General features: G+C 73.0%; 27 protein-coding genes and 2 tRNA genes. 6 read left to right on the forward strand and 23 right to left on the reverse strand.

What is annotated here, in order from left to right; genetic code table 11:
• Positions 1 to 72: 72 nt before the first annotated feature.
• Complete coding sequence (locus FHX71_RS17930) at positions 73 to 933, reverse strand: SDR family NAD(P)-dependent oxidoreductase (protein ID WP_182618901.1); 861 nt, start codon at positions 931 to 933, stop codon at positions 73 to 75.
• A gap of 59 nt (positions 934 to 992) precedes the next feature.
• Here FHX71_RS17930 and FHX71_RS17935 point away from each other — a divergent pair, with 59 nt between their 5' ends.
• Positions 993 to 1682: a TetR/AcrR family transcriptional regulator gene (locus FHX71_RS17935; protein WP_182618902.1), complete on the forward strand. Its 690-nt coding sequence runs from the start codon at positions 993 to 995 to the stop codon at positions 1680 to 1682.
• On the opposite strand, the gene FHX71_RS17940 is transcribed toward FHX71_RS17935, so the two are convergent.
• Complete coding sequence (locus FHX71_RS17940) at positions 1679 to 2371, reverse strand: SDR family oxidoreductase (RefSeq protein WP_182618903.1); 693 nt, start codon at positions 2369 to 2371, stop codon at positions 1679 to 1681. The genes FHX71_RS17935 and FHX71_RS17940 overlap by 4 nt on opposite strands.
• Positions 2372 to 2496: 125 nt before the next feature.
• On the opposite strand from FHX71_RS17940, the gene FHX71_RS17945 reads away from it, so the two are divergent.
• On the forward strand, positions 2497 to 2844 hold the full coding sequence (locus FHX71_RS17945) for a MerR family transcriptional regulator (RefSeq protein ID WP_182618904.1): 348 nt from the start codon (positions 2497 to 2499) through the stop codon (positions 2842 to 2844).
• Here the strand turns inward: FHX71_RS17945 and FHX71_RS17950 are convergent.
• The gene (locus FHX71_RS17950) at positions 2813 to 3784 is read right to left on the reverse strand and encodes a helix-turn-helix transcriptional regulator (protein WP_182618905.1); all 972 of its coding nucleotides are present in this window, start codon (positions 3782 to 3784) and stop codon (positions 2813 to 2815) included. The genes FHX71_RS17945 and FHX71_RS17950 overlap by 32 nt on opposite strands.
• Before the next feature lie 104 nt (positions 3785 to 3888).
• Between FHX71_RS17950 and FHX71_RS17955 the strand changes: the two genes are divergently transcribed.
• A complete protein-coding gene (locus FHX71_RS17955) occupies positions 3889 to 5034 on the forward strand; it encodes an epoxide hydrolase family protein (protein WP_182618906.1) in 1146 nt (381 codons plus the stop codon).
• A gap of 99 nt (positions 5035 to 5133) precedes the next feature.
• On the opposite strand, the gene aztD is transcribed toward FHX71_RS17955, so the two are convergent.
• Both aztD and FHX71_RS17965 read right to left on the reverse strand, forming a co-directional pair.
• Positions 5134 to 6423, reverse strand: a complete 1290-nt coding sequence (gene aztD / locus FHX71_RS17960; RefSeq protein WP_182618907.1) for a zinc metallochaperone AztD — start codon at positions 6421 to 6423, stop codon at positions 5134 to 5136.
• 140 nt (positions 6424 to 6563) lie between these two features.
• The gene (locus FHX71_RS17965) at positions 6564 to 7451 is read right to left on the reverse strand and encodes an alpha/beta fold hydrolase (protein WP_182618908.1); all 888 of its coding nucleotides are present in this window, start codon (positions 7449 to 7451) and stop codon (positions 6564 to 6566) included.
• A gap of 87 nt (positions 7452 to 7538) precedes the next feature.
• On the opposite strand from FHX71_RS17965, the gene FHX71_RS17970 reads away from it, so the two are divergent.
• Positions 7539 to 8207, forward strand: coding sequence for a TetR/AcrR family transcriptional regulator (locus tag FHX71_RS17970; protein WP_182618909.1), 669 nt, complete (start codon positions 7539 to 7541; stop codon positions 8205 to 8207).
• Positions 8208 to 8225: 18 nt separating this feature from the next.
• Here FHX71_RS17970 and FHX71_RS17975 read toward each other — a convergent pair whose 3' ends face one another.
• The 17 genes from FHX71_RS17975 to rplU all read right to left on the reverse strand — a co-directional run bounded on the left by FHX71_RS17975 (position 8226) and on the right by rplU (position 21310).
• A complete protein-coding gene (locus FHX71_RS17975) occupies positions 8226 to 8849 on the reverse strand; it encodes a DUF6518 family protein (protein WP_182618910.1) in 624 nt (207 codons plus the stop codon).
• A gap of 10 nt (positions 8850 to 8859) precedes the next feature.
• Positions 8860 to 9471: a hypothetical protein gene (locus FHX71_RS17980; RefSeq protein ID WP_220490185.1), complete on the reverse strand. Its 612-nt coding sequence runs from the start codon at positions 9469 to 9471 to the stop codon at positions 8860 to 8862.
• Positions 9468 to 10103 (reverse strand): GyrI-like domain-containing protein, encoded by a 636-nt coding sequence (locus FHX71_RS17985; RefSeq protein WP_182619928.1) that lies wholly within the window; start codon positions 10101 to 10103, stop codon positions 9468 to 9470. Before FHX71_RS17985 ends, FHX71_RS17980 begins: the two co-directional genes overlap by 4 nt.
• Before the next feature lie 44 nt (positions 10104 to 10147).
• Entirely contained in the window at positions 10148 to 11593 is a 1446-nt protein-coding gene (locus tag FHX71_RS17990; protein ID WP_182618911.1) for an FAD-binding oxidoreductase, read from the reverse strand.
• Positions 11594 to 11723: 130 nt separating this feature from the next.
• Positions 11724 to 11796: transfer RNA gene (locus tag FHX71_RS17995), tRNA-Ala, on the reverse strand.
• A gap of 83 nt (positions 11797 to 11879) precedes the next feature.
• Positions 11880 to 12506: a superoxide dismutase gene (locus FHX71_RS18000; RefSeq protein ID WP_182618912.1), complete on the reverse strand. Its 627-nt coding sequence runs from the start codon at positions 12504 to 12506 to the stop codon at positions 11880 to 11882.
• Positions 12507 to 12688: 182 nt separating this feature from the next.
• Positions 12689 to 12761: transfer RNA gene (locus FHX71_RS18005), tRNA-Ala, on the reverse strand.
• A 115-nt stretch (positions 12762 to 12876) separates the two neighbouring features.
• Positions 12877 to 13542: a histidine phosphatase family protein gene (locus FHX71_RS18010; protein ID WP_182618913.1), complete on the reverse strand. Its 666-nt coding sequence runs from the start codon at positions 13540 to 13542 to the stop codon at positions 12877 to 12879.
• The gene (gene rsfS, locus FHX71_RS18015) at positions 13539 to 13976 is read right to left on the reverse strand and encodes a ribosome silencing factor (protein WP_182618914.1); all 438 of its coding nucleotides are present in this window, start codon (positions 13974 to 13976) and stop codon (positions 13539 to 13541) included. The genes FHX71_RS18010 and rsfS overlap by 4 nt, the downstream gene beginning before the upstream one ends.
• Positions 13973 to 15118 (reverse strand): hypothetical protein, encoded by a 1146-nt coding sequence (locus tag FHX71_RS18020; RefSeq protein ID WP_182618915.1) that lies wholly within the window; start codon positions 15116 to 15118, stop codon positions 13973 to 13975. The genes rsfS and FHX71_RS18020 overlap by 4 nt, the downstream gene beginning before the upstream one ends.
• Positions 15111 to 15725: a nicotinate-nucleotide adenylyltransferase gene (gene nadD / locus FHX71_RS18025; RefSeq protein ID WP_182618916.1), complete on the reverse strand. Its 615-nt coding sequence runs from the start codon at positions 15723 to 15725 to the stop codon at positions 15111 to 15113. The genes FHX71_RS18020 and nadD overlap by 8 nt, the downstream gene beginning before the upstream one ends.
• 46 nt (positions 15726 to 15771) lie before the next feature.
• On the reverse strand, positions 15772 to 15924 hold the full coding sequence (locus FHX71_RS18030) for a hypothetical protein (protein ID WP_182618917.1): 153 nt from the start codon (positions 15922 to 15924) through the stop codon (positions 15772 to 15774).
• Positions 15925 to 16050: 126 nt separating this feature from the next.
• On the reverse strand, positions 16051 to 17478 hold the full coding sequence (locus tag FHX71_RS18035) for a glutamate-5-semialdehyde dehydrogenase (RefSeq protein WP_182618918.1): 1428 nt from the start codon (positions 17476 to 17478) through the stop codon (positions 16051 to 16053).
• Between the two features lie 184 nt (positions 17479 to 17662).
• Complete coding sequence (gene proB, locus FHX71_RS18040) at positions 17663 to 18895, reverse strand: glutamate 5-kinase (protein WP_376770143.1); 1233 nt, start codon at positions 18893 to 18895, stop codon at positions 17663 to 17665.
• A gap of 135 nt (positions 18896 to 19030) precedes the next feature.
• Positions 19031 to 20548 carry a GTPase ObgE gene (gene obgE / locus FHX71_RS18045; RefSeq protein ID WP_182618919.1) on the reverse strand — a complete coding sequence of 506 codons (1518 nt, stop codon included), beginning with the start codon at positions 20546 to 20548 and terminating at the stop codon, positions 19031 to 19033.
• Between the two features lie 107 nt (positions 20549 to 20655).
• Positions 20656 to 20913: a 50S ribosomal protein L27 gene (rpmA, locus tag FHX71_RS18050; RefSeq protein WP_036961235.1), complete on the reverse strand. Its 258-nt coding sequence runs from the start codon at positions 20911 to 20913 to the stop codon at positions 20656 to 20658.
• 88 nt (positions 20914 to 21001) lie between these two features.
• Positions 21002 to 21310 carry a 50S ribosomal protein L21 gene (rplU, locus tag FHX71_RS18055; RefSeq protein WP_182618920.1) on the reverse strand — a complete coding sequence of 103 codons (309 nt, stop codon included), beginning with the start codon at positions 21308 to 21310 and terminating at the stop codon, positions 21002 to 21004.
• A gap of 262 nt (positions 21311 to 21572) precedes the next feature.
• Here rplU and FHX71_RS18060 point away from each other — a divergent pair, with 262 nt between their 5' ends.
• Both FHX71_RS18060 and FHX71_RS18065 read left to right on the forward strand, forming a co-directional pair.
• Positions 21573 to 22163 carry a protein-L-isoaspartate O-methyltransferase family protein gene (locus FHX71_RS18060; RefSeq protein ID WP_182618921.1) on the forward strand — a complete coding sequence of 197 codons (591 nt, stop codon included), beginning with the start codon at positions 21573 to 21575 and terminating at the stop codon, positions 22161 to 22163.
• Between the two features lie 187 nt (positions 22164 to 22350).
• A complete protein-coding gene (locus FHX71_RS18065) occupies positions 22351 to 23460 on the forward strand; it encodes a fatty acid desaturase family protein (protein ID WP_182618922.1) in 1110 nt (369 codons plus the stop codon).
• Between the two features lie 45 nt (positions 23461 to 23505).
• On the opposite strand, the gene FHX71_RS18070 is transcribed toward FHX71_RS18065, so the two are convergent.
• The gene (locus tag FHX71_RS18070) at positions 23506 to 24144 is read right to left on the reverse strand and encodes a thymidine kinase (protein ID WP_182618923.1); all 639 of its coding nucleotides are present in this window, start codon (positions 24142 to 24144) and stop codon (positions 23506 to 23508) included.
• Positions 24145 to 24165 lie beyond the last annotated feature (21 nt).

The raw sequence follows: 24165 nt of genomic DNA on the forward strand, positions 1-24165 counted from the left end.
CCGACTCCGTTGAACAGCCGTCAGGCTAACAGATGAGCACGATGACGATCACAGATGAGCAGGCCGGATCTTTCAGGCCTTCGGGAGGGCGGCCGGGAAGGGCTGGCCGAAGTCCGCCGACCTGCTCACGTCGCCCCACCGCTCGTCCGACGCCAGGAGCCGGCGGTCCTGCGCGACCGACATCTCCGTGGCGTTGACGCCCAGCGGCAGGTTGTCGGGCAGGTCGTCGTGCTTGGCGACCGCCACCAGGATCTCGGCGGCCCGCGCCGGGTCACCCGCGGCGCCCGCGCCGGCCTGACGCATCCGCGTGTTCATGGCGCCGACCGTGGACTCGTACCCTGCCGGGGCATCGTGCACGGTCATGGACGCGCCGGCCCAGTCGGTGCGGAAGCCGCTCGGCTCGACGACGAGCACCTTGACTCCGAACGGCGCCGTCTCGACGCGGAGCACGCGGCTGAAGCCGTCGATGGCGAACTTGGCCGCCTGGTACGACGCGATGCCCGGCGACCCGCCGACGCGGCCGCCGACCGACGAGAACTGGATCACGAGGCCGCTCCCCTGCTTGCGGAGCAGCGGGATCACGGCCTTGGACACGTTGTAGACGCCCCAGAAGTTGGTCTCGAACTGGGTGCGGAAGTCGGCGTCGTCCCCGGTCTCGATCGGGGCGACGTTGGCGTAGCCCGCGTTGTTGACGACGACGTCGATGCCGCCGAACCGGGCGGCGGCCTCGTCGAGCGCCGCGCGGACGGCGGCGGGGTCGGTGACGTCGAGCCGGAGCGGGAGCACCCGCTCGCCGTACTGCGCGACGAGGTCGTCGAGCTGCTCGGGACGCCGGGCGGTCGTTGCCACCTGGTCACCCGCGGCGAGCGCGGCGAGAGCGAGGGCGCGGCCGAAGCCACGCGAGGAACCTGTGATGAACCATGTCTGCTGCATGGCGTTAACGAAACACCGTTTCTCTAACTTACGCAACCCCGTTGCGCTAAGATGTGAGCATGACGACACGCGACTTCCAGCGAGCGCGCTCGCCCGAGGCCAAGCGCGTCCGGGAGGCGGCCATCCTCGACGCGGCCCGCCGGCTCGGCTCCGAGCGCGGCATCCGCGAGGTGACGCTGACCGACATCGCCACCGCCGTGGACATGCACAAGTCCGCGATGCTGCGGTACTTCGAGACGCGCGAGGAGATCTTCCTGCGGCTCACGGCGGAGGGCTGGCAGGACTGGGCGCCGGACCTCGCCGCGCGGGTGCGCGCCGTCGGGCAGCAAGGGGCCGACGCCGGTACCCGGGCCGACGCCGTCGCCGCGGCGTTCGCCTCGACCCTCGCCGGACGCGGGATGTTCTGCGACCTGCTCGCGCAGACGCCGCTGAACCTGGAGCGGAACGTGTCGGTCGAGAAGGTCCGGGAGTTCAAGCTCACGACCCGCGACGGGCTGGGGCAGATCGTCCCGGCGGTCCGCGCCGCCCTGCCCGGGCTGACCGAGCAGGACGGCGTCGACCTGGTGGCGGCCGCGACCTCGCTGGCCGGGACCTTCCACCAGATCGCCACCCCGGGCGCCGAGGTCGCCGAGCTCTACCGGTCCGACCCGCTGCTCTCGCACGCCCTGGTGGAGGTCGAGCCGCGGCTGGCCCGCATCCTCGCGGCGATGCTCCGCGGCATGCTGGGCCTGCGCGAGACGCCGGCCTAGCGCACTCCCGTGACCGCCAGCCGCGCGGCCAGCGCGGCGCGCGCACCCCGGGCGTCGTCGTCGACCAGGGCCTCGGTCTCCCCCGCGGCGACGGCGTCGAGGGCCGCCCGCGCGACGTCGGCCGGGTGCACCTTCGGCACGTCCCAGCCGGCCATCATGTCGGTGTCCACGGAGCCCACGTACGTGCCGGTGACCAGGGTGCCCTGCGCTGCGAGCTCCAGCCGGGCGGCGTCGACCAGGCTCCACTGCGCGGCCTTGGCGGCCGCGTAGGAGTTGGCGCCGTCGAAGTGCCCGTACGAGAGCGCCGAGAGCATGGTGACGATCGCGCCGCCGCCGTTCGCGGCGAGCACGGGCGCGAACGCCCGGATCATGTGCAGCGTGCCGAAGTAGTGCACCTCCATCTCCTGCCGCGTCCGGTCGACGTCGCCCGCGACCAGGTTCTGCTGGACGGAGATCCCGGCGTTGTTGACCAGCAGCGACACGTCCGACGCCGCCTCCGCCGCCGCGGCGACCGACGCCGGGTCGGTGACGTCGAGCGGCAGCACCCGCACGCCCGGCAGGTCCACCGTCTCGGGGCGGCGGGCGGTGGCCCACACGGTCGCCCCGCGCTCCAGCAGCTCGGCGGCGAAGCTCCGGCCGATGCCGCGGTCGGCCCCGGTGACGAGTGCGACGGATCCGGCGATGTCCATGGTCCTGCTCCTTGGTGCTCGGTGTGGCGCGAGGCCGGACGGCCCCGCCACGAGCACCGTAGAATCTGACGTTGACGTCAGGGGCAAGGGCCGACCGGGCCCTGCCGGTGTGATCTGGAGGACACATGCGGATCGGCGAGGTCGCCACGCGCACGGGCGTGAGCGTGCGCGCGCTGCGGTACTACGAGGAACAGGGGCTGCTGGACTCGGAGCGCTCCCCCGCCGGCCAGCGCCGGTACGCGCAGGACGCCGTCGACCGCGTGCGGCTGATCCAGCTCCTGTACGCGGCGGGGCTGAACAGCAAGGCGGTCTCGGGGATCATGCCGTGCATGGAGACCGGCATGGCGTCGGCCGACATGCTCGACCTGCTGGCGGCCGAGCGGGACAAGATCGACGAGCGGATGCGCGAGCTCGCCGAGACGCGCGACCGGCTCAGCCACGTCATCGAGCAGGGACACCTGACGCGCCGCTGACCGCCCCCGCGTACCGGCGGGACAGCACGCCGAGGTGGTCCAGCAGGGCCGGGGGTCCCGCCACCGTGAAGTCGAGCCCGAGCATGCCGATCCACACGGCCACCGTCTCGATGCTGTCCCCGCCCGTGACCAGCAGGCACGTCGCCTCGTCCCGCGGCTCGACCGTGCCGACGGCCGGGTTGATGCGCTCCAGCACCTCGTGCGCCGGGGCGTGCACGACGATCCGGGTGTGCACCGCCCAGCCCGTGCGGGCCACCTCGCGCACCACGAACTCGGTCAGGTCGAAGGGCGGCTCCACGGGCGTGAAGCGGCGTCCGCCCGGACGGCGCAGCTCCAGCCAGTCCACGCGGTACGGCTCCCAGCGGCCCGAGCCGACGTCCCGCCCCACGAGGTACCAGCGGCGCTGCCACGCCACGAGCCGGACCGGCTCCACCTCCCGCGGCTCCTCGCGGTACCAGAACCGCAGCCCCTGGTGGTCCCGGATCGCGGCGGCCAGCTCGGTGAGCAGCGCGGGGTCGACGGCGGGGTCCTCGACGTTGCTGTCCGTGTTCACGGGCCCGGCCTCCGTCGCGTCCCGCAGCGCCGCGACCTGACGGCGCAGCCGGTCGGGCAGCACCTGCTCCAGCTTGCCGAGCGCGCGGGCGCTGGACTCCTCGATGCCCACCACGGCGGTCGCGGCCCGCAGCCCGACCGCGATGGCGACCGCCTCCTCGTCGTCGAGCACCAGCGGGGGCAGCTTGCCGCCCACACCGAGCCGGTACCGCCCGCCCGGCCCGCGGACGGCGTCGACCGGGTAGCCCAGCTCGCGCAGGCGCGCGACGTCGTTGCGCACCGTGCGGTCCGTGACGTCGAGGCGCGTCGCGAGCTCCGGCCCGGACCACTCGGCGCGGGACTGGAGCAGGCCGAGAAGGGCGAGCAGCCGCCCCGCCGTCGTCGTCATCTCCGCTCCTCACCGGCATCCGAAACCAGCATCTGAAAAAAGTTCTGGGACCGGTTCAGAATAGAGGAAAGAACCGTTCCTGAACCGCTCGTAGTGTCGGAGACATGAACACCAACGACACCAGCATCCGCCCCTTCCGCATCGACATCCCCCAGGCCGACCTCGACGACCTGAACGACCGCCTCGCCCGCACCCGCTTCGCCCCGGCCGCGCCCGGCGACTCCTGGGACTACGGCACGCCCGAGTCCTACCTGCGCGAGTCGGTCGAGCAGTGGCGCGACGGCTTCGACTGGCGCGCGGTCGAGGAGCGCGTCAACGCGTTCCCCCAGTTCCTGACCGAGATCGACGGCCAGACGGTCCACTTCCTGCACGTCCGCTCGGCCGAGCCGGGCGCCCGCGCCCTTCTGCTGACCCACACCTACCCGGGCTCGGTGCTCGACTTCCTCGACATGATCGGCCCGCTCACCGACCCCGTTGCCCACGGCGGCCGCGCCGAGGACGCCTTCCACGTGGTGGTCCCGTCCATCCCCGGCTTCGGCTTCAGCACCCCGCTGAGCCAGCCCGCCGACGGCGGCACCTGGACCATGGCCCGCGTCGCCCGCACCTGGGACACCCTGATGCGCCGGCTCGGCTACCAGTCCTACGGCACCCACGGCAGCGACGCGGGCGCCATGGTCAGCCGCGAGCTGGCCGTGCTCGACCCCGAGGGCTTCCTGGGCGCGCACGTGCTCCAGCTCTTCTCGTTCCCGACCGGCGCCGACGGCGAGATGGACGGCTTCGGCCCCAAGGAGTTCGCGGCGCTGGAGCACCTGCAGTGGTTCCAGAGCGTCGGCGCGTACAACACGATGAACGGCTCCCGGCCCCAGACCGTGGCGGCCGGGCTCAGCGACTCGCCGGTGGGGCAGCTCGCCTACAACGAGCTGTTCGAGAGCTTCGGCAACGGCACGAGCCTGGTCTCCCGCGACCAGGTCCTGGCGCAGGTCAGCCTGTACTGGCTGACCAACACGTCGGCCACCTCGGTGCGCTACCACTACAGCGAGGCACGGTCCGGGGCGGAGCCGGTGGTGAGCCAGGGCCGCATCGGCGTCGCCGTCTTCGCCGACGACTTCAAGACGATCCGGGCGTTCGCCGACCGCGACAACGCCCGCATCGAGCACTGGTCCGAGTACCCGACGGGCGGCCACTACGCGGCGATGGAGGTCCCGGACGTCCTGGTCGCCGACCTCCGCACCTTCTTCGAGACGCCCTGACCCACCCCCGGACGGGCGAAACCCCGCTGGTCGAGCTTGTCGAGACCTCGAAACGGTCTCGACAAGCTCGACCAGCGGGGCGCACGTCTGCCCTGAGGGTCAGTGGGCCTCGTGGGTGTGGGGCTCCCCGCCCGTGACGCCGTTCAGCTCGTTCGGGGTGACGCCGAGCTCCGCGGACTTCCAGACCTCACCCGTCTCGACGTCCACCGCGTGGATCGAGTCGTTCGCCGGGTCGGTCACGTAGACCGAGCCGTCCAGGGTCAGGATCGCCGGACGCGGCTCCTGCCACTCGGTCGGCTCCTCCCACTCGTCGATCACGGGGATCGACTGCGTGAGCTTGCCGGACTCCGGGTCGATCACGTGCACCTGGCCGTCCGTGCCGAGCACGAGGGCCTCGCCGTCGTCGCCCCGCGCGAGGGACCGGAAGGTGTACGACGACGGCAGGTCGACGAGCTGGAGGTCGCCGGTCCGGGTGTCGATCAGCGAGACCTGCGTGGGCCGCTCGAGCTCGGCGTCCTTGTCCTTCTTGTAGTCGCCCAGCACGACCGGCGACGCCTCGGTGCCGGCCTGGTTGCCGATGCGGCCGTAGGCGTCGGGCGAGGTGACCTTGGTGATCTCGCCGTCCGCGTAGACCACCGCGCCGTCCTCGCAGCCGATGACGACGGCCTCGTCGGCGGCCACGGCCTCGCCGTGCACGCCGGGGCACTCGTCGGAGGCCGCGATCTCCTTGTCGTCGCCGTCGAGCGCCCGGATGCCGGTGCGGGCGTCCTCGGTGCCCTCGGAGATCACGAGGGTGTCGTCGGTCAGCTCGACGGCCACGCCGTGGTGGGCCGACGGCGTCGTGTACTCGCGGGCCGCCGCGTCGGCGTCCGCCACGTGCGCCGAGTCGAGCACGCGCACCAGGCCGGTGCCGTCGTCGAACAGGGCGGTGCGGCCCTCGTGGACCACGACGTGCCCGGGCTCGGACGCCTCGTAGGTGACGTCGGTCAGGCTCGGCTCGGCCGTCCAGTAGTGGGCGTGGTCGCCGTGCGCCTCGGCCCAGGAGCCCAGGTCGAGGGCCTTGAAGCCGCCGGTCGTGGAGACCATCAGGTGCCGCTCGTCGCCGGCCGGGTTCAGCCGGGTGAAGCCCTCCAGCTCGACCTCGCCCACGGGTTCGAGGCTCATCGCGTCGAGCACCACGACGCCGCCGTCGTACGTGACGGCGAGGCGGGCCGTGCGGGCCTGGGCCTCGGTGGCGCCCTCCTCGTGCTCGTCGTGACCGTCGGCCTCGGCCGAGGCCGACCCGGAGGCCGAGCCGGCCGGGTCGCCCTCGGTGGCACAGGCGCTCAGCAGGACCAGGGACAGTGCCGCGCCGAGGCCTGCGGCCGCGCGGGTGGTGTGGTTTCTCATCGTTGGTCGGGCGGCCGAGGCCGCCCGCTCCTTCCATCTAGAATGACAATCATTCTCGTTACCGAGGAGGAGTCAACCAGAAATGAGAACGATTCTCAAACAGCCCGTCACGCCCTGACCAGCACCTGGCCCGAGCCTGCTCAACGATCGACGCGCGCCGAGGTGTCGTGCCGCGCGACGAATCGCGAGACCCGGGCGGCCACCCGGTCCGGCACCTGCCCGCGCACGCCGTGCCCAGCCCCGGGGAAGATCTCGACCTCGGCCGAGGGCAGGCGCTCCGCGAGGCGGCGTCGAGCGGCATACGGCTCGGAGACCACCGACCGCTCGCCGTAGAGCGCCAGCAGCGGAGGGGCGAGCGACGCGAGCTCGGCGTCCTTGAGCGGCCGCGCCCACCCGGCCGCGGTCCGGTAGCCCTGCGCGGCCTTCATGCACGCCCGCTCCGCGTCGGTCGGGTGAGTTCCCGGCGCCAGCCACTCGCTCATCCTGCGCCAGCCCTCGTCGGTGGGGTTGACCCCGAACCGGAGCATCCTCACCAGGGCACGGAACGGCGTGCGCGTGACCACGCCGTTGGGTTCGATCAGGGACACGCTCGCCACCCGGTCCGGGGCGTGCAGTGCCACCAGCGTCGCGTGCCACGCGCCCAGCGACTCCCCCAGCACGTGGACCCGGCCGAGGCCCAGCCCGTCCAGCACCTGCGCGAACCAGGCGCCGTAGTCGGCGTCGCCGCGCAGGGGCGCCCTCTGCACGCTGCGCCCGGCCGCACCGACGGTGTCCAGAGCCACGAGGGCGCGGTCGCCGGCGAGGGCCTCCACCACGTCGTGCCAGTACAGGCCGTTGCCGCCGTAGCCGTGCAGCAGCACGAGCGGCAGCCCGTCGCCGGAGCCCGAGCGGCGGACATGCGTTGTCCCGTAGGCGGTCGGCACGTCGGCCGTCATCGACGGCACCGGCCACAGCCCTTCCATCGCCGCATAGGCGCGCAGGTAGGTGTCGCGCGCCGCGTCGCTCCTGAAGCGTCCGATCCTGACCATGGCATGCCCTCCGTGGGTTTGGTGATATGAACGTATCACTTATGATGGTGCAGACATACCATAAAAAGGACGAGAGGGCGGGACCGCATGCCTCGACTGGCCGACCACGATCAGCGGCGGACGCAGATCACCGACGCCACCCGACGCGTCGTCGCACGCGAGGGCCTGGGGGCGGCGACCTTCCAGTCCGTGGCGGCGGAGGCCGGCATCTCGGTCCGCCTGGTCCAGTACTACTTCGGCACCAAGCGGAAGTTCCTGCTCGCCACCCACCAGGCCGTGGTGGCCGACGCCGGAGCCCGGTTCACCCGCCGGCTCGAGGCCCTCGGTGGGGACCCTGCCCCGCGCGACGTGATCCAGGCGATCCTCGTCGAGCTGCTGCCGACGGACGCCGAGCGGCGCCAGGACACCGTGGTGCTCAACGCCTTCCACACGGCCGCACTCACGGCCTCCGACGTCGTCGCGGAGGACACGCTGGGCGCGCCGCGGTACCTGGTCACCGCTATCGCGGACCAGCTCCGGCGGGCGGGAGCAGGGGCGGCGGCCAGCGCGGGCGGCGCACAGTCAGCCGGCAGCCCGGCCGACGACGCCGCCGGCAGCGCGACCAACGGCGCGGCCGACAGCGCAGCCGACCTGGACGCGGAGCTGATCGTCGCCGCCGCGAGCGGGCTGGCGCAGACGCTGCTGATCGACGCGAGCGCCGCGTCGCGCGCGGACGCACTGCTCGACCGGCTGCTGGACCGCCTGGTCGGACCGTAGGCCGCCCCGCCGGTGCGTCTACAGGCTGGAATAGGCGAGGTAGAACGCAGCCGCGACGACCGCCGTCCCGCCCACGGCCAGGGCGACCGGCAGCACGCCCCGGACGCGGCGCACGAGCACGCCGGCCAGCAGCGCGAGGCCGGCGACGCCGATCACCGTCCAGTAGACCGGGCTGGTGGTCTCCCGGATGATCGTCAGCCCGTAGACCGCCTCGCCCACGCCGATGCCGGCGAGCAGCGCCGTGCCGAACGCCGCGCGGACGCCGTCGGCCCGCAGCCAGGACGCGGCGACGCCGACGAACGGGCCGGCCACCACGCCGACCACCGAGAACAGGAGCGGGTCGTAGTAGAACCCGCGCAGGTCGGCCGCGACGGTGTATCCGAGCACGAGCAGCACGAAGCTCACCGCGCCCAGCACGGCGGCCGGCGCGGTGCGGACCCGGGACCAGTACACGAGCAGGGCCGTGAGCACCGTCCATCCGCTGGCCGAGTTGGCGAAGGACGCGAAGGCGTCCGGCAGGAACCCCTGGGCGTACGACGTCAGGCCGCCCAGCAGGAAGCTCAGGACGACCACGATCCCGGACCGCACCAGCGGGCGGTACAGGTCGGCGCGGGCGGACGAGGTGTCGGCGGTCGTGGTCATGGCCACGAAACTACCGACGCACGCCGCCCCCGGCATCGGGCCCCGGGTGGACGGCGTCGTCAGCCCCAGGGTGGACGACGCCGGCCGCGGCCGGCGCACCGAGCGTCCGGGCGACGTCCCGGACCAGGGCGGGCGTCCGCCGTCGGCCGACCAGCGCGAACCACCGGGCGACCGGGTACGACAGCCGCACCACGAAGTAGTTCACGTACTCCAGCACGCCGAAGGCCCAGACGAGCAGGCAGACCACCAGGGCTCCGCCGTCGGCGCCGGACAGCAGCAGGCCCGCCAGACAGACCGCCAGCAGCACCGGGTTCAGCAGGCGGAACGCCCGGTACGTGAGGGCGACGGGACGCGGCATCCCGCGTCGCCCCGTACCCCGCCGCGGGCTCCCCAAGCGCCCGGAGCCGGGCAACCAGGCGCGCGCGGCGAGCCAGTAGGCGCTGCCCTGCAGCAGCACGACCAGCAACGGCGTCATGGCCCACCACAGCGCGGGCCCGCCGTCATCGCCCAGCCGGGCCGCGACCCCGGGCCGGACGACGACGAAGACCACCACGGCGGCCAGCTCGCCCAGGCCGAGGTTCAGGTAGGTGCGGCGCAGGCCCGCGGCCCCATGGGCGGTCAACCGCGGACCTCCTCGACCGGCTGCCGCAGGATGGTCCGCTGCTTCTCGGGCGCCACCTTGCGGAAGTCGCTGAGGTAGATCTCGTGGTGCCGGCCGGTCCGGCGCAGCCCGCGGCCCGGGATGAACTCGTCGTGCATCCGCGCGAGCGTCCCGGCCTCGGCGTCGAACGAGCCGACGTGCAGCGTCTGCACGCACCGCCCCTCGGCCAGCGTCTCCAGGCGGACGTCGCCGAGCCGGGCCGGGCCGCCCTTCGCCCTGACCTTCTCGTCGACCTTCGCCACGGCGGCGTCGAACATCTCCGGGGTGGTCCAGTCCGGCTGCATGATCAGCAGGGTCCAGTCCCAGCGGGACTTGTCCCGCTGGGACGTGAAGGCGGCCATGTCCTGCGCCCACCACTGCCCCTCCAGGGGCATGACGACGTAGTCGCGCCCGAGCTCGCGCTTGCTCGCGAACTTGAGGGTGTAAGCCACCGGGTAGAGCACCTCGATCGCCTCGGCGAAGGCCGGCGACGTGTTCGGGTCGCCGTGCCCGTCGATCATCAGGTACCACTGCTCGGGCACGTCGACGAGCCGGAACTGGTCCCGCTTCGCCTGGTAGGCGTCGAGGCTCTTCTTGAAGTCGGCCTTGTCCATCGGCTCCCTCTCCGTCACTTCCCACCCTCGCTCATGTCCTTGGCTCAGATCGTTTGGGGGCGACTGAACACCCCGTCGGGGTCGAGCCGCTGCCGCACCCGGCGCAGCCGGGGGACGGCCTCCCCGTAGTAGGCGCGCTCCGCGTCGGGCAGGCGCGGGTCGGGCACGTTCTGGTAGGCCTCGCCGGAGGCGTACGGGCGCAGCGCATCGTGCACAGAGACGAGCCAGTCGCCCGCAGCCCGTTCCGCCGCGGCCATCTCGGCGGGCCCACGCAGGGCCGACGGCGTCCAGTACGCCTCGTGCTGCACCAGGAAGAGGCTGTCCCGGTGGACGAACGCGGTCGCGCCCGGCGCGACCCGGTTGGTCGCCCCACCCAGGGCGACGACGGCGACAACCGCCTCGATGCCCGGCCCGGCCGCCTCGACGGCCCGGGCAGCGGCCTCGACACCAGCGGGCGGCAGCGACCGCCGGAGGAACTGGCTGCGGACGTCGTAGTTGTGGGGATGCGCTTCCGGCGCGGCACCGGATTCGCCGTCCGGCGCGGCGTCCGGTTCGGCGGTGTCCCGTTCCGCGGCAGGCTCGCCCCCGAGCCGGCGCATCGCGTCCGCGTGCGGTTCCTCGCGCACGACGACGTCGAGCGCGCCGCCGGGGAGCCGGTCGACCAGGCCGTCGAGCTCGTCCCGGTCGCCCAGGCTGAACACGGTCACGGAGACCGTGGGGCCGTCTGCGGCGCGCTGGAGGCGCAGGGCCGTCCAGACATGGTCGGGCAGCGACGGCGCCCACTGCTGCCAGGCCGTCAGCACCCGGCGGGCGTCCCGCCACGCCCAGGCCAGGTCCGCCGACGCCGTCGGCCCGGCCGGGTGCGTCCGGAGCTCCAGCCCGGTCACGACGCCGAACGTGCCGCCCCCGGCGCCCCGCAGCGCCCAGAACAGCTCCGGGTCGTCCTCGTCGTCGCAGACGATCTCCCGGCCGTCGGCGGTCACGAGGGTGGCGCGGACCAGGTTGTCGCAGGTCAGGCCGTACGCCCGCGACATCACGCCGTGGCCGCCGCCGAGCGTGAGCCCCGCGATGCCGACCGTGGGGCAGGTGCCCGCGGGGACGGTCGCGCCGTGCGCGGCGAGCCCGTCGTACACGGCGCCCAGCCGCGCGCCGGCCCCGACGGTCGCCGTCCGCCCGGCGACGTCGACCCCCGCAAGACGGCTGACGTCGACGATCAGGCGGCCGGTCCCGCCCGACCAGCCCGCGTACGAGTGCCCGCCGCTGCGGACCGCGACGGGAACACCCGACCGCAGGGCCAGGGCGAGACACTCGGCGACGTCGCCCGCGTGCTCCGGGTAGGCGACGGCCGCCGGCCGCAGGTGCTCGAACCGCCCGTTGAACAGCCGGCGTGCGGCGTCGTACCCCTCGTCCTCGGGGAGCACGACGGCGCCGTCGAGCGACTCCCGCAGGACCTGCCAGGTCCCCGGCTGCCGTGTCGAGCCCGTCCGCATCGGCCACCTCCTCGGAGGACACCCTGCCCTGGAACGCCGCGCCGCGACAGGAAAAGGCCGCGACAGGACAATGTTGCGACCGGAAAAGCAAGAACGCGGGACACCCGTCGGTGTCCCGCGTTCTCGTGGGTGGAGCTGGGGGGACTCGAACCCCCGACCCCCTGCATGCCATGCAGGTGCGCTACCAGCTGCGCCACAGCCCCAAAGGCGTTCGCCCTGGTGGGGGCGAGCGCCGTCAGTCTAGACCGATCCGGCCCGCCTGACCAAAGCGAGGCCGGAGCGCGGTTCAGACCGCCGTCAGGAGACCCCCGGTGGCGGCTCGCGCCCGGTCGAGCCGGGCGCCGACGTCGGCCCAGTTCGCCAGCTTCCAGAACGCCGCGACGTAGTCCGCCTTGACGTTGAGGTAGTCCAGGTAGAACGCGTGCTCCCACATGTCGAGCATGAGCAGCGGGGTGACGCCCAGCGGCACGTTCGCCTGCTGGTCGAAGAGCTGGAACACCAGCAGCCGCCCGCCGATGCTGTCCCAGCCGAGCACCGCCCAGCCCGAGCCCTGGATGCCGGTGGCCGCGGCGGCGAAGTGCGCCTGGAACGCCGCGAAGCTGCCGAACTGGTCGATGATCGCCGCCGCGAGCTCCCCGTCCGGCTCCCCGCCGCCGTCGGGCGAGAGGTTGTTCCAGAACACGGTGTGGTTGGTGTGGCCGCCGAGGTTGAACGCGAGGTTCTTCTCGTGCAGGTTCACCGAGGCGAGGTCGCCGCTCTCCCGGGCCTGGGCCAGCGCGTCGAGCGCGGCGTTGGCGCCGGCCACGTACGCGGCGTGGTGCTTGTCGTGGTGCAGCTCCATGATGCGCCCGCTGATGTGCGGCTCGAGCGCCGCGTAGTCGTAGGGCAGGTCAGGCAGGGTGTAGACGGTCATGTCCGGGTCCTCTCGTCGGATGCTCCCGACGCTAGGACCTCAACCACGGTTCAGGTCAACGAACCGGGGGCCACCGTGACCCGCTTCACACCGGCCCGGCTGACCGGCGTCGGCCCTTGGCCGGAACCCCGGAAACAGAAAATCCGCGGCCCGCCCGATGGGCGGACCGCGGATGATCTCGGTGGAGCTGGGGGGACTCGAACCCCCGACCCCCTGCATGCCATGCAGGTGCGCTACCAGCTGCGCCACAGCCCCGAAATGGTCTCCCCCAGCCGTGCTGGCCGGGCGAGCGTTGCTAGTCTATGCAGACCGACGCCAGGGACCAAATCTAGACCGGCGTGCGCTCGGTCACTGCGTGATCACCGCGTGGTCACTGCCGCGCCTCGGGCCCGGACTGCCACGTGTCGAGCGGGTAACCGGCCCCGACGTTGTGCGCGACGAGCCGCCACGCGGGCGACGCGCCGGGCCCGGAGGCCCGCAGGTGCGACCAGTGCACGTTGTGCAGGCCGTGCAGCCCGCGCCAGACGGCGGGGTCCAGGCCGAGCAGCCGGGTGATGGCCTGCGTGATGGCCGAACCGTGCGACACGACCACGAGCGTCTCCCCCGAGGCCAGGGAGTCGGCATGCCGCAGCACGGCCTCCTCCATGCGCCGGGCGGTGACCGCCTTGGACTCGACGCCGTTCGCCTCCGGCTCGCCGCCGCTGCGCCAGACGGCGTGCTCCTCCGGCCAGCGCTCGGCGATCTCGGCGTCGGTCAGCCCCTCCCAGTCGCCGAACGACCGCTCGCGCAGTCCGGCGTCGGTCACGACGTCCAGGTCGAGGTGCCGCGCGTACGCGACGGCCGTGTCCCGGGCCCGCTGCAGGTCGCTGGCCACCACGAAGGACGCCTTGTGCGACGCCGCCAGCGCCGTGGCGCCCTGCTCCGCCTGCCAGCGACCGACCTCGTCGAGCGGGATGTCGATCTGGCCCTGCAGCCGCAGCCCGGCGTTGTACGCCGTGCGCGCGTGGCGCAGCAGGACGATCGTTCCAGCGGTCACAGGCGGGAGTCCCCGGCGAGGTGGATCGCGCCGTCGTCGGGGTCCTGGTACTCGGCGGCGTCGCCGCCGCCCTGCGCGTCCTCCGGCAGCGGGATGGCCGGGCAGTCCTTCCACAGGCGCTCGAGCGCGTAGTACGTGCGGTCCTCGGCGTGCTGCACGTGCACGACGACGTCGCCGAAGTCGATGAGCACCCACCGGGCCTCGGTCTTGCCCTCGCGCCGGATCGGCTTGACGCCCTCCTTGAAGAGCGCCTCCTCGACGGAGTCCACGATCGCGGAGACCTGACGCTCGCTGGCGCCCGACGCGATGAGGAACACGTCGGTCAGCACGAGCTGCTCGCTGACGTCGAGCGCGATGATCTCCTGCGCCTTGATGTCGCTCGCCGCTCGCGCCGCGATGATCGCGAGCTCGGTGGCCCGCTCGGTCGCCGTCATACCGCATTACCTCCGATGAGGCCGGGCAGACCGCCCGGCAGGGTGCCCAGCAGGGCAGCAGCCTGGTCGGTCGCGATCGAGCTGTCCCCCTCGAGCACGAGCTTCCAGATCAGGAGGCCGAGCACGAACGCCACGACCACCAGGATGATGTAGTGCAGCCAGGTGTACTGCGGACCCTCGTCCTCTTCCTCGTCCCACTCCTCCTCCACCTCACGGCGGGAGGAACGGGACGGGGCCACCGGGCCGGCGGCGAACTGGCCGGGGGCACCGGGGTGCTGCTGGCCGGGCCCGCCGTTCTGACCGGGGCCGGGACCGCCCGGACCGGGCTGGCCGCCGGGGCGGCCGGGGAACGGGGAGCCGGGGGCCGTGGGCGCGCCGCCCGGGGGCGCCGACTGCGGCGATGCCGCAGCGCCGGCCTCCCAGGGGAGCGCGGGCGCGCCGCCCGAGACCGCGCCGCTCGGCGGGCCGCCGACGGGACGGCCCGGGGAACCCGGACGCTGCTGGCCGAGGCCGCCGGGCGCACCGGGTGCGCTCGGCGCACCGGGGCGACCGCCGAACGGCGACGGCGGCTGTTGGGTCGGGGCCGCGGGGGGAGCACCCCACTGCGTCGTCTGGCCGGGGTCGCCGGCGCCGCCAGGAGCCGGGGGTGCGCTCGGCGCGAACCGGCCCGACCGACCCTGCTGCGGGGCGGGCGGCACGGGCGCGCTCGACGGGCGCCCGCCGAACGGGCTGGGCGGTGCGCCCTGCTGGCCGGGACCACCCTGCTGGCCGGGCGCGCCGTGGCTGCCCGGGGCACCCTGGCCGCCGGGGCCGGACGGACCCGGACGGCCCTGGCCCCCACCGGGGCCGAAGGGCGACGGGGCGCCGCCGCCGGGCTGCTGCACGGGCGTGAGCCGGCCCGTCGCGTCCACGCCGCGCGAGCCGCCCGTCGCCTGCGGAGGGCGGGCGACCGGCGGGTTCGACGGGTTCGGCGACCAGCCGCCGTCGGGAGCCGGGGCAGGCGCGGGCGCGCCGCGGTGCGGCGGCTCCTGCTGCTGCCCGCCCTGCGGTGGGTAGGACCCACCGCCGGCGGCGGCCGCAGCGGCAGCCTCCCGCTCGCGGATCTCGCGGCGCGTCATGGGACGACCCTTGTTGTCACTCATCGTGAAGACCTCGATACAGTCCGTGCTTGGCGATGTACTGGACCACGCCGTCAGGCACCAGATACCAGACCGGCAAACCCTCCTCGGCCCGACGACGACAGTCGGTCGAGGAGATAGCTAGTGCAGGAACCTCGAGTGTCGTCACGCCGTCCCGAGGAAGCCCGTCAACGGTGAGCTTGTGCCCAGGCCGTGTGACAGCGACGAAGTGTGCCATGTCCCACAGCTTCTCGGCATCCTTCCACGAGAGAATCTGCTGGATGGCGTCCGCACCCGAGATGAAGAAGAGGTCCGCCTCGGGCCGCTGCGCCCGCAGGTCCCGGAGGGTGTCCACCGTGTAGGTGAGGCCGGCCCGGTCGATGTCGACCCGGCTGACCGTGAACCGCGGGTTGGACGCCGTGGCGATCACCGTCATCAGATAGCGGTGCTCAGCCGGGGTGACCCGCTGCTTCTGCTTGAAGCCAGGACGGCCGGTGGGAACGAAGACGACCTCGTCCAGCTCCAGCTGCGCGACCGCCTCGCTGGCGGCGACGAGGTGACCGTGGTGGATGGGGTCGAACGTGCCGCCCATCACCCCGATGCGCGGCCTGGTCCCAGTGGGGGCGCTCATACGGTGCGTGCGCTCATCTGGTCGTCAGGCTCCCCGTCTCGACGGCTCAGTGCCGGTTGCCGACGTTGCGGAACGCGTACGTCACCAGCAGGGCGGCCACGAGCGCGCCGAAGGCGATCAGGCCCAGGGCGATCGGAGAGATCGGCTCGTTGACGTGCTCCGAGGCGGCCTCGGCAGCCAGGACGGCGGTGTGCAGCACTGGTATTCCTCCCAGTCGAACGTGCTCAGGTGGGCTTTAGTCTCTCACGGACGAATTGCGGCCAGCACACCGCGGAACCCGGTCGCAAGGAGATCCTGCGGAGGTCTGCGGCACGCCAGCGCGCTCTCACGGCTTGATGTGGCCGTCGCCCGTGACCACCCACTTGGTGGTGGTCAGCTCGGTGAGCCCCATGGGACCGCGCGCATGCAGCTTTTGCGTGGAGATGCCGATCTCGGCACCCAGGCCGAGCTCGCCGCCGTCGGTGAACCGGGTCGAGGCGTTGACCATCACCGCGGCGGAGTCCACCTCCGCGACGAACCGGTCAGCCGCGGCGATGTCCCGCGTCACGATCGCCTCGGTGTGCCCGGAGGACCAGGTGCGGATGTGCTCGATCGCCTCGTCCAGCGACGGGACCACCCGCACGCCGAGCTCCAGCGCGAGGTACTCCGTTGCCCAGTCCTCGTCCGTCGCGGGAAGGACGACGGCGCCGTCGGGGGCAAAGGACAGGGCTGCCGGGTCGCCGTGCAGCACCACGCCCGCCCCCGCGAGCGCCGTGAGCGCCGCCGGGAGGAAGGCCGGAGCGGCGTCCTCGTGCACGAGCAGCGTCTCCGCCGCGTTGCAGACGCCGACGCGCTGGGTCTTGGCGTTCATGACGATCGCGACCGCCATGTCGACGTCGGCCGACGCGTCCACGTAGACGTGCACGTTGCCCACGCCGGTCTCGATGACGGGCACCAGGGACTCGCGGACGACGGTCTGGATGAGGTCGGCGCCGCCGCGCGGGATGAGCACGTCCACCAGGCCGCGGGCCCGCATGAGCGCCACACCGCCGGCGCGGCCGTACGCGTCGATCGACTGGACCAGGTCGGCGGGCAGCCCGGAGGCCTCCAGCGCCGCCCGCATCACCGCGACGATCACCGCGTTCGACGACGCCGCGGCGCTGCCGCCGCGCAGGATCGCCGCGTTGCCGGACTTGAGCGCCAGGCCGGCGGCGTCGACCGTCACGTTGGGGCGGGCCTCGTAGATCATGCCGAGCACGCCCATCGGGACGCGGACCTGGCGCAGGCGCAGGCCGTTCGGCAGCGTCTGGCCGCGCACCACCTCGCCGACGGGGTCGGGCAAGGCGGCGACGTCGCGCAGCGCGGTCGCGATCTGGACGATCCGCTCGGGGGTCAGGGCGAGCCGGTCCAGCAGGCCGTCCGACATGCCGTTGGCCCGCCCGCGCTCCAGGTCCTGGGCGTTGGCCGCCACGATCTCGTCGGCGGCCGCCACCAGGGCGCCCGCGACGGCGCCGAGCGCGGCGTCCTTGGTCATGCGGTTGGCCGTGGCCAGGGTGCGCGAGGCGACCTTGGCGCGGCGGGCGACGTCGCGCACCGCCTCGGTGACGTCCTGGGTGCCCGGGGCGGCCGTGCCGGTGGCGCCCGTGGCGCCCGTGGCGCCGGCCGCTCCTGCGGCGCCCGTCGTGTCGGCCTCGCCGGCGCCCGACGGCGGCGGGGTGCCGGCTCCCGCGGAATCTTCTCCGGCAGGGGTCGCCTCGTGGCTCACGATCGTCATGCGTCGAGAGTACGTCGGGGGCGGGCCGATGCCGAGGGCGATTCCGTGGTGCGGACGCGGCCGGTCACCCGGTGCAACGGACCGAACTCGGCGAGATCGGTCGGTTGCGCCGAGATCGGTCGGTCAACCGACCGGTCTCGGTGCAACGGACCGAAGTCGGAAGCACGTCCGGGCAGGAGTCAGCTCAGCCCAGCGGGGCGTTCTCCAGCACCAGGTCGTCCCGGTGCACCACCACACGGTCGTACCCCTCCCCCAGCTCCTCGCGCAGCGCGTACGTGGAGCGGCCGAGCAGCGCGGGCAGGTCGCTCGCGTCGAAGGCGACGAGCCCCCGGGCGACGACGGTGCCGTCGGGCGCGACGAGCTCGACCGGGTCCCCGGCGTCGAACTGGCCCTCGGCCTTGGTGATCCCGGCGGGCAGCAGCGACGCCCGGCCGCCGAGGACGGCCCGCGCGGCGCCGTCGTCCAGGTGGAGGCGGCCCTGCGTACGGGCGGCGTGCGCGATCCAGAGCCGGCGCGCCGAGGTGCGGCGGCCCGTCGCGGTGAAGAACGTGCCGACGTCGTGCCCGGCGAGCGCGGCGGCCGCGTTGGCGGTGAGCGTGAGGACGGCGGGCACGCCCGCGCCGGTCGCGATCCGCACCGACTCCAGCTTGGTGACCATGCCGCCGGTGCCGACGGAGCTGCCGCGCGCGGTCACCTCGACGCCCGCGATCTCCGTGAGGTCGTCGACCAGGGGGATGCGGCGGGCGCCGGGGCGCGACGGCGGCGCGTCGTGCAGGCCGTCGACGTCGGTCAGGAGCAGCAGGGCGTCCGCGCGCACCAGGTGCGACACGAGCGCGGCGAGGCGGTCGTTGTCGCCGAACTTGAGCTCGTCGGTCGTGACGGCGTCGTTCTCGTTGATGACCGGCACGACGCCGAGCGCGAGCAGGCGCTCCAGCGCGCGCTGCGCGTTGCGGTAGCGGGCGCGGCGGACCGTGTCCTCGGCCGTCAGCAGGATCTGCCCGATCTGGATGCCGAACGCGGCGAACTCCTCCTGGTACCGGCCCGCGAGCTGGCCCTGCCCCACGGACGCCGCGGCCTGCATCGTGGCCAGGTCCCGTGGGCGGCTGCCCAGCCCGAGCGGCCCGATGCCCGCCGACACCGCGCCCGACGTGACCAGCACGACCTGGGCGCCTGCGGCCTGCCGGGCCGCCAACACCTCGACGACCCCGCGCAGCGCACCCACGTCGAGGTGCCCGTCCGGGCCGGTCAGCGACGACGAGCCGATCTTGACCACAACGCGCCGGGCGGCGGCGATCACGGCCCGGGCGGTCGGGACGGCCGGCTGGTCCGAACCGCCCGGCCGGCCGTGCCCGCCGTGCTGGTCCTGCCCGTCCGAGGCGCCGTCCTGGGGGTTCACCGAGGGGTCGAGGGAGTTCACACCCTCATCCTCCCCGGAGGCCCGCCGGGAACGCTCGCTCATTCCACGAGCCGGTCACACCACAGACGTGTCAGACGTACAGGTCCCCGGAGGGACCTGTACGTCGACACGTCTGCTGGCCGCTGCGCCTTCGGCTCAGCTGTCCTCGGGGTCGGTCCAGTGGCCCGACTCGCGCTCGGTCCACAGCTCGCGCCGGGCCTCGGCCTTGGCGTCCATGCGCTCGGTGAACTCGCGGCGCTTGTCGCCACGCGTGGGCCGATCGCTCTGGTCGAGCCGCAGGTCGGTGCCACGGCCGCCCAGCAGCTCCGCGCCGGTCTGCAGCGTGGGCTCCCAGTCGAAGACGACGGCGTTCTTCGGGTCGCCGATGCGCACCTCGTCGCCCGCGACGGCACCCGCCTTGAACAGGCCGTCCTCGACGCCGAGCTTCGCGAGCCGGTCCGCGAGGAAGCCGACGGCCTCGTCGTTGTTGAAGTCGGTCTGCCGCACCCAGCGCTCGGGCTTGGTACCGCGGACCTCGAACCAGTAGTCGTGCTCGCCGCCCAGGCGGCGCACGGTGAACTTCGACTCGTTCACGGGGCGCGGACGCAGCACGATCGGCGCGGCCTCCGGCGCGGGGGCGTCCGCGCGGGCCTTCTCCACGACCTCGGCCAGGGCGAACTTGAGCTCGCGCAGGCCCTCGTGGGAGGCGGTCGAGATCTCGAAGACGCGCAACCCGCGCGCCTCCAGGTCGGCCTTCACGAAGTCCGCCAGCTCGCGCGCCTCGGGCACGTCGATCTTGTTGAGGACGACGAGGCGGGGACGCTCGGTGAGCGGCACGCGGCCGCCCGCGATACCGATGTCGCCCGAGTAGGCGGCGAGCTCGGCCTCGATCACGTCGAGGTCGGTGATCGGGTCGCGGCCCGGCTCCAGCGTGGCGCAGTCCAGCACGTGCACGATCATCGCCGTGCGCTCGATGTGCCGCAGGAACTCCAGGCCCAGGCCCTTGCCCTCGCTCGCGCCCGGGATCAGGCCCGGCACGTCGGCGACGGTGAACCGCGACTGGCCCGCCTGGACCACGCCGAGGTTCGGCACCAGCGTGGTGAACGGGTAGTCGGCGATCTTGGGCCGCGCGGCCGAGATCGCGGCGATCAGCGACGACTTGCCCGCGCTCGGGAAGCCCACCAGCGCGACGTCGGCGATGGTCTTAACCTCGAGCTCGACGTCGGCCTCGTCGCCCTCCTCGCCGAGCAGCGCGAAGCCCGGGGCCTTGCGCTTCTGCGACGACAGGGCCCGGTTGCCGAGGCCACCCTTGCCGCCCGCCGCGATGACGTACTCGGCGCCGTCGCCCACGAGGTCTGCCAGGACGTTCCCGTCGAGGTCCTTCACGACGGTGCCGTCCGGCACCTTCAGGACCAGGTCACCGCCGTTGGCGCCGTCCCGGTCGTCGCCCATCCCCTGGGTGCCCGACGTCGCCCGGCGGTGCGGCGAGTGGTGGTACTCCAGCAGGGTGGTGGTGTTCGCGTCGACGACCAGCTTGACACTGCCGCCGTCACCGCCGTCGCCGCCGTCGGGCCCCGCCAGGGGCTTGAACTTCTCGCGGCGGATCGAGGCACAGCCGTTCCCGCCGTTACCGCCGGCGGCGTGCAGAACCACGCGGTCCACGAAGCTGGCCATGTCTCGATCCTCTCAGGTACTGCTCAGGGCGAGCGGCCCGGGGCCGCTCATGAAAAGACGTGAGGGGGCGCACCGTCACCGGTGCGCCCCCTCACGCGAAAGCCGAATCAGACCTCGGCGGCGACGATGTCGATGACCTTGCGGCCACGACGGGTGCCGAACTGCACGGCGCCGGCGTCGAGGGCGAACAGGGTGTCGTCCTTGCCGCGGCCGACGTTCACGCCGGGGTGGAAGTGGGTGCCGCGCTGGCGGACGATGATCTCGCCGGCCTTGACGACCTGGCCACCGAAGCGCTTCACGCCGAGGCGCTGGGCGTTGGAGTCACGACCGTTGCGCGAGGAGCTCGCGCCCTTCTTGTGTGCCATCTGGCTGACCTGTCTTTCGGGACGAAGGAGGAAGAAGAAGTATCTGGCTCGCGCGGGCCCGCTCGTCAGAGCGTGCCCGCAGCGGAAGTCACTTGATGCCGGTGACCTTGAGGCGGGTCAGCGACTGGCGGTGGCCCTGGCGCTTGCGGTAACCGGTCTTGTTCTTGTACTTGAGGATCGTGATCTTGGGACCCTTCTCGTCCCGCACGACCTCAGCGGTGACCTTGACCTTCGCGAGCTTCTTCGCGTCGGTGGTCACCTTCTCCCCGTCCACGAGCAGCAGGGCCGGGAGCTCAACGGTCTCACCGGCTGCCGCCTGGACACGGTCCATGACGACGATGGTCCCGACGGACACCTTCTCCTGGCGGCCACCGGCCTTGACGATCGCGTACACCACGTTCAACTCATCTCTCTAGTCTTGGCGTGCGCGCACGACGGTGTTCACCGGCTTTGCTGTGACTCGCTCCGCCGCGGCGGTCGAGTGCGATGCGCCATGGGCACGCAGGACGGGTGCGCAGACAGCACACCGAAGGACTAGGTTACGCGATGCCCTCAGCGGGTTCAAACCGACGGCGGCGTGGCCTTGGCCACGCGCTCGGCACAGGGCTGTCTGGCGACCCGGAACCGCGTGTGCCTACCCTGGGCTCAGGTGATACGTGATGGTTTCTGAGCCGGCAGCAGAGCACGACGACATCGCCCGGGCGATGCGCGCCGTACCGCGACGCGACTTCCTGCCGCGGTCCCAGCGGCCGTTCGCCGGCCAGGACCAGCCGCTGCCGATCGGGCGCGGCCAGACCTCCTCCCAGCCCACCACGGTGGCCGCCATGCTCCGCCTGCTGCGCGTCCCGCTCGGCGCGCGCGTGCTCGACGTCGGCGCGGGCTCCGGCTGGACGACGGCGCTGCTCGCCTACCTGACGGGACCGCAGGGCTCGGTGCTGGGCGTGGAGCGCGACAGCCGGCTGTCCGAGTGGGGCGCCGCCAACCTCGCCCGGACCGGGATGGACTGGGCGACGCTCGAGCACTCGGCCCCCGGCGTGCTCGGCAAGCCCCGGGAGAACGGCTGGGACCGCATCCTGGTGTCGGCGGCGGCGGCCGCGCTCCCCCGCACCCTGGTGGACCAGGTCGGGATCGGCGGCCGCATGGTCATCCCCGTCCGGACGACGCTGCTGCTCATCGAGCGCCTGCCCGACGGTCGCACGCGCGCGACGGACCACGGCGGATACCGGTTCGTCCCACTGATCGAGGACTGAGCCGGCCCTGACGACCGGCCCAAGAGTCTGGCGAAGGTAAACACATCGTCTTCAACTCTCCGCGAGGCATCCACATCTGCCCCTCGCGACCGTAACCTACGGTCCCGTAGGCTCGAGGGCATCCGCATGACGGGCGACTCCGTCCAACTCCACGGCTGGGAAGTCGACCCCGAGCATGTGAGGACACATGGCCCAAGCTGCCCCCGTCGTCCGCGACGGCTTCCGCCCGACGCAACCCCGTGAGCCCGGTGCAGAGCCCGTCACCAGCACGTACTCGTCGCTGGCCCGCACCGTGCGTGACGCCGGGCTGCTGGGCAGGGCCCACGGGTACTACGCCTGGACCCTCGGTGTGCTCACCGTGGCACTCGGCGGGATCGTCACCGGGTTCGTGCTCCTGGGCGACTCGTGGTTCCAGCTCCTGATGGCCGGCGCGCTCGGGCTCGTCCTGACGCAGTTCGCCTTCGTGGCCCACGAGGCCTCGCACCGCCAGGTCTTCGAGTCCGGCCCGCGCAACGACCGCGTGGGGCGCCTGCTGGCCAACGCCGTCGTCGGCATCAGCTACTCGTGGTGGATGACCAAGCACACCCGGCACCACGCGAACCCGAACAAGATGGGCAAGGACCCGGACATCGAGAACGACACGATCGCGTTCACGGAGGAGGGCGTCCGGCAGCACCGCGGGCTGAAGCGGTGGATCAACCGCTACCAGGGCTGGCTGTTCTTCCCGCTGCTCACGCTCGAGGGCCTGAACCTGCACTTCCTCTCGATCCGCTCGCTGTTCACGGGCGGCCCCGAGACGCTGCGCGCCCGCATCCGCGAGCTCGTCACGATCACCGTGCGCCTCTCCGCCTACGTCGCGGTCCTGTTCTGGGTGCTGTCGCCCGGCCTGGCGTTCGCGTTCCTCGGCGTGCAGCTCGCGGTGTTCGGCGTCTACATGGGCGCGTCGTTCGCCCCGAACCACAAGGGCATGGCGATCATCCCCGCCGACAGCCGCATCGACTTCCTGTCCAAGCAGGTGCTCACCTCGCGGAACATCCGCGGCGGGCGGTTCATGAACATCCTCATGGGCGGGCTCAACTTCCAGATCGAGCACCACCTCTTTCCGAGCATGCCGCGGCCGCACCTCATCCGGACCGCCGAGATCGTCCGGGAGCACTGCGCGACCCTCGGCATCCCCTACACCGAGACCAGCCTCGCGCAGTCGTACGTGATCGTCGTCAACTACCTCAACAAGGTGGGGCTCGCCGCGCGCGACCCGTTCGACTGCCCGCAGTACAAGCTGATGCGCAAGGTCTGACGACGCGGCCCGGGGGCCGGGGCCCGACGGCGCGGCCCGGTCCGGTCAGCCGACGACGGCGTGCCGGCGGCAGCGGGCCTCGTACGACTCCGACCCACCGACGTGGGCCGCGACCGGCACGAGCGCGTCGTCCGGGTGCGCGGGCCCGGCGTCGGGAACCGCCGGCGCGGCGGGCAGCCGGACGTGGAACGCGGCGTCGGCCCCGCACACGGAGCACACGGCCGTGAGCTTCTCGACGGACTCGGCCAGCGCCATGAGCTCCGGGAGCGGCGCGAAGGGCTGTCCGTCGAAGGTGACGGACAGCCCCGCGACGACCACCACCAGCCCGCGGCCCGCCAGCTCCGAGACCACGGGCACGAGCCCGGCGCCGAAGAACTGGGCCTCGTCGACGGCGACGAGCTCGGTGCGGCCGCCGGCCCCGGCGCCGTCGTCGTGCCCCGTGCCGTCGACGATCAGCCCGGGGATCTCCCCGGCGTCGGACACCGTGTGCGACGGCACCTCCTGCCCGGAGTGCGACGACACCCGGCCGACGCCACGCCGGTCGTCCAGGGCGTGGCTGACGACCACCACGCCCCGCCGCGCGATCCGGGCCCGGCGCACCCGCCGCAGCAGCTCCTCGGACTTGCCCGCGAACATCGGGCCGGCGATGACCTCGAGGCGCCCGGCGCCCAGACCGTCTTCCATGGGTGCCAGTCAAGCACCCTG

Source organism: Promicromonospora sukumoe, assembly GCF_014137995.1.
Taxonomy (GTDB): domain Bacteria; phylum Actinomycetota; class Actinomycetes; order Actinomycetales; family Cellulomonadaceae; genus Promicromonospora; species Promicromonospora sukumoe.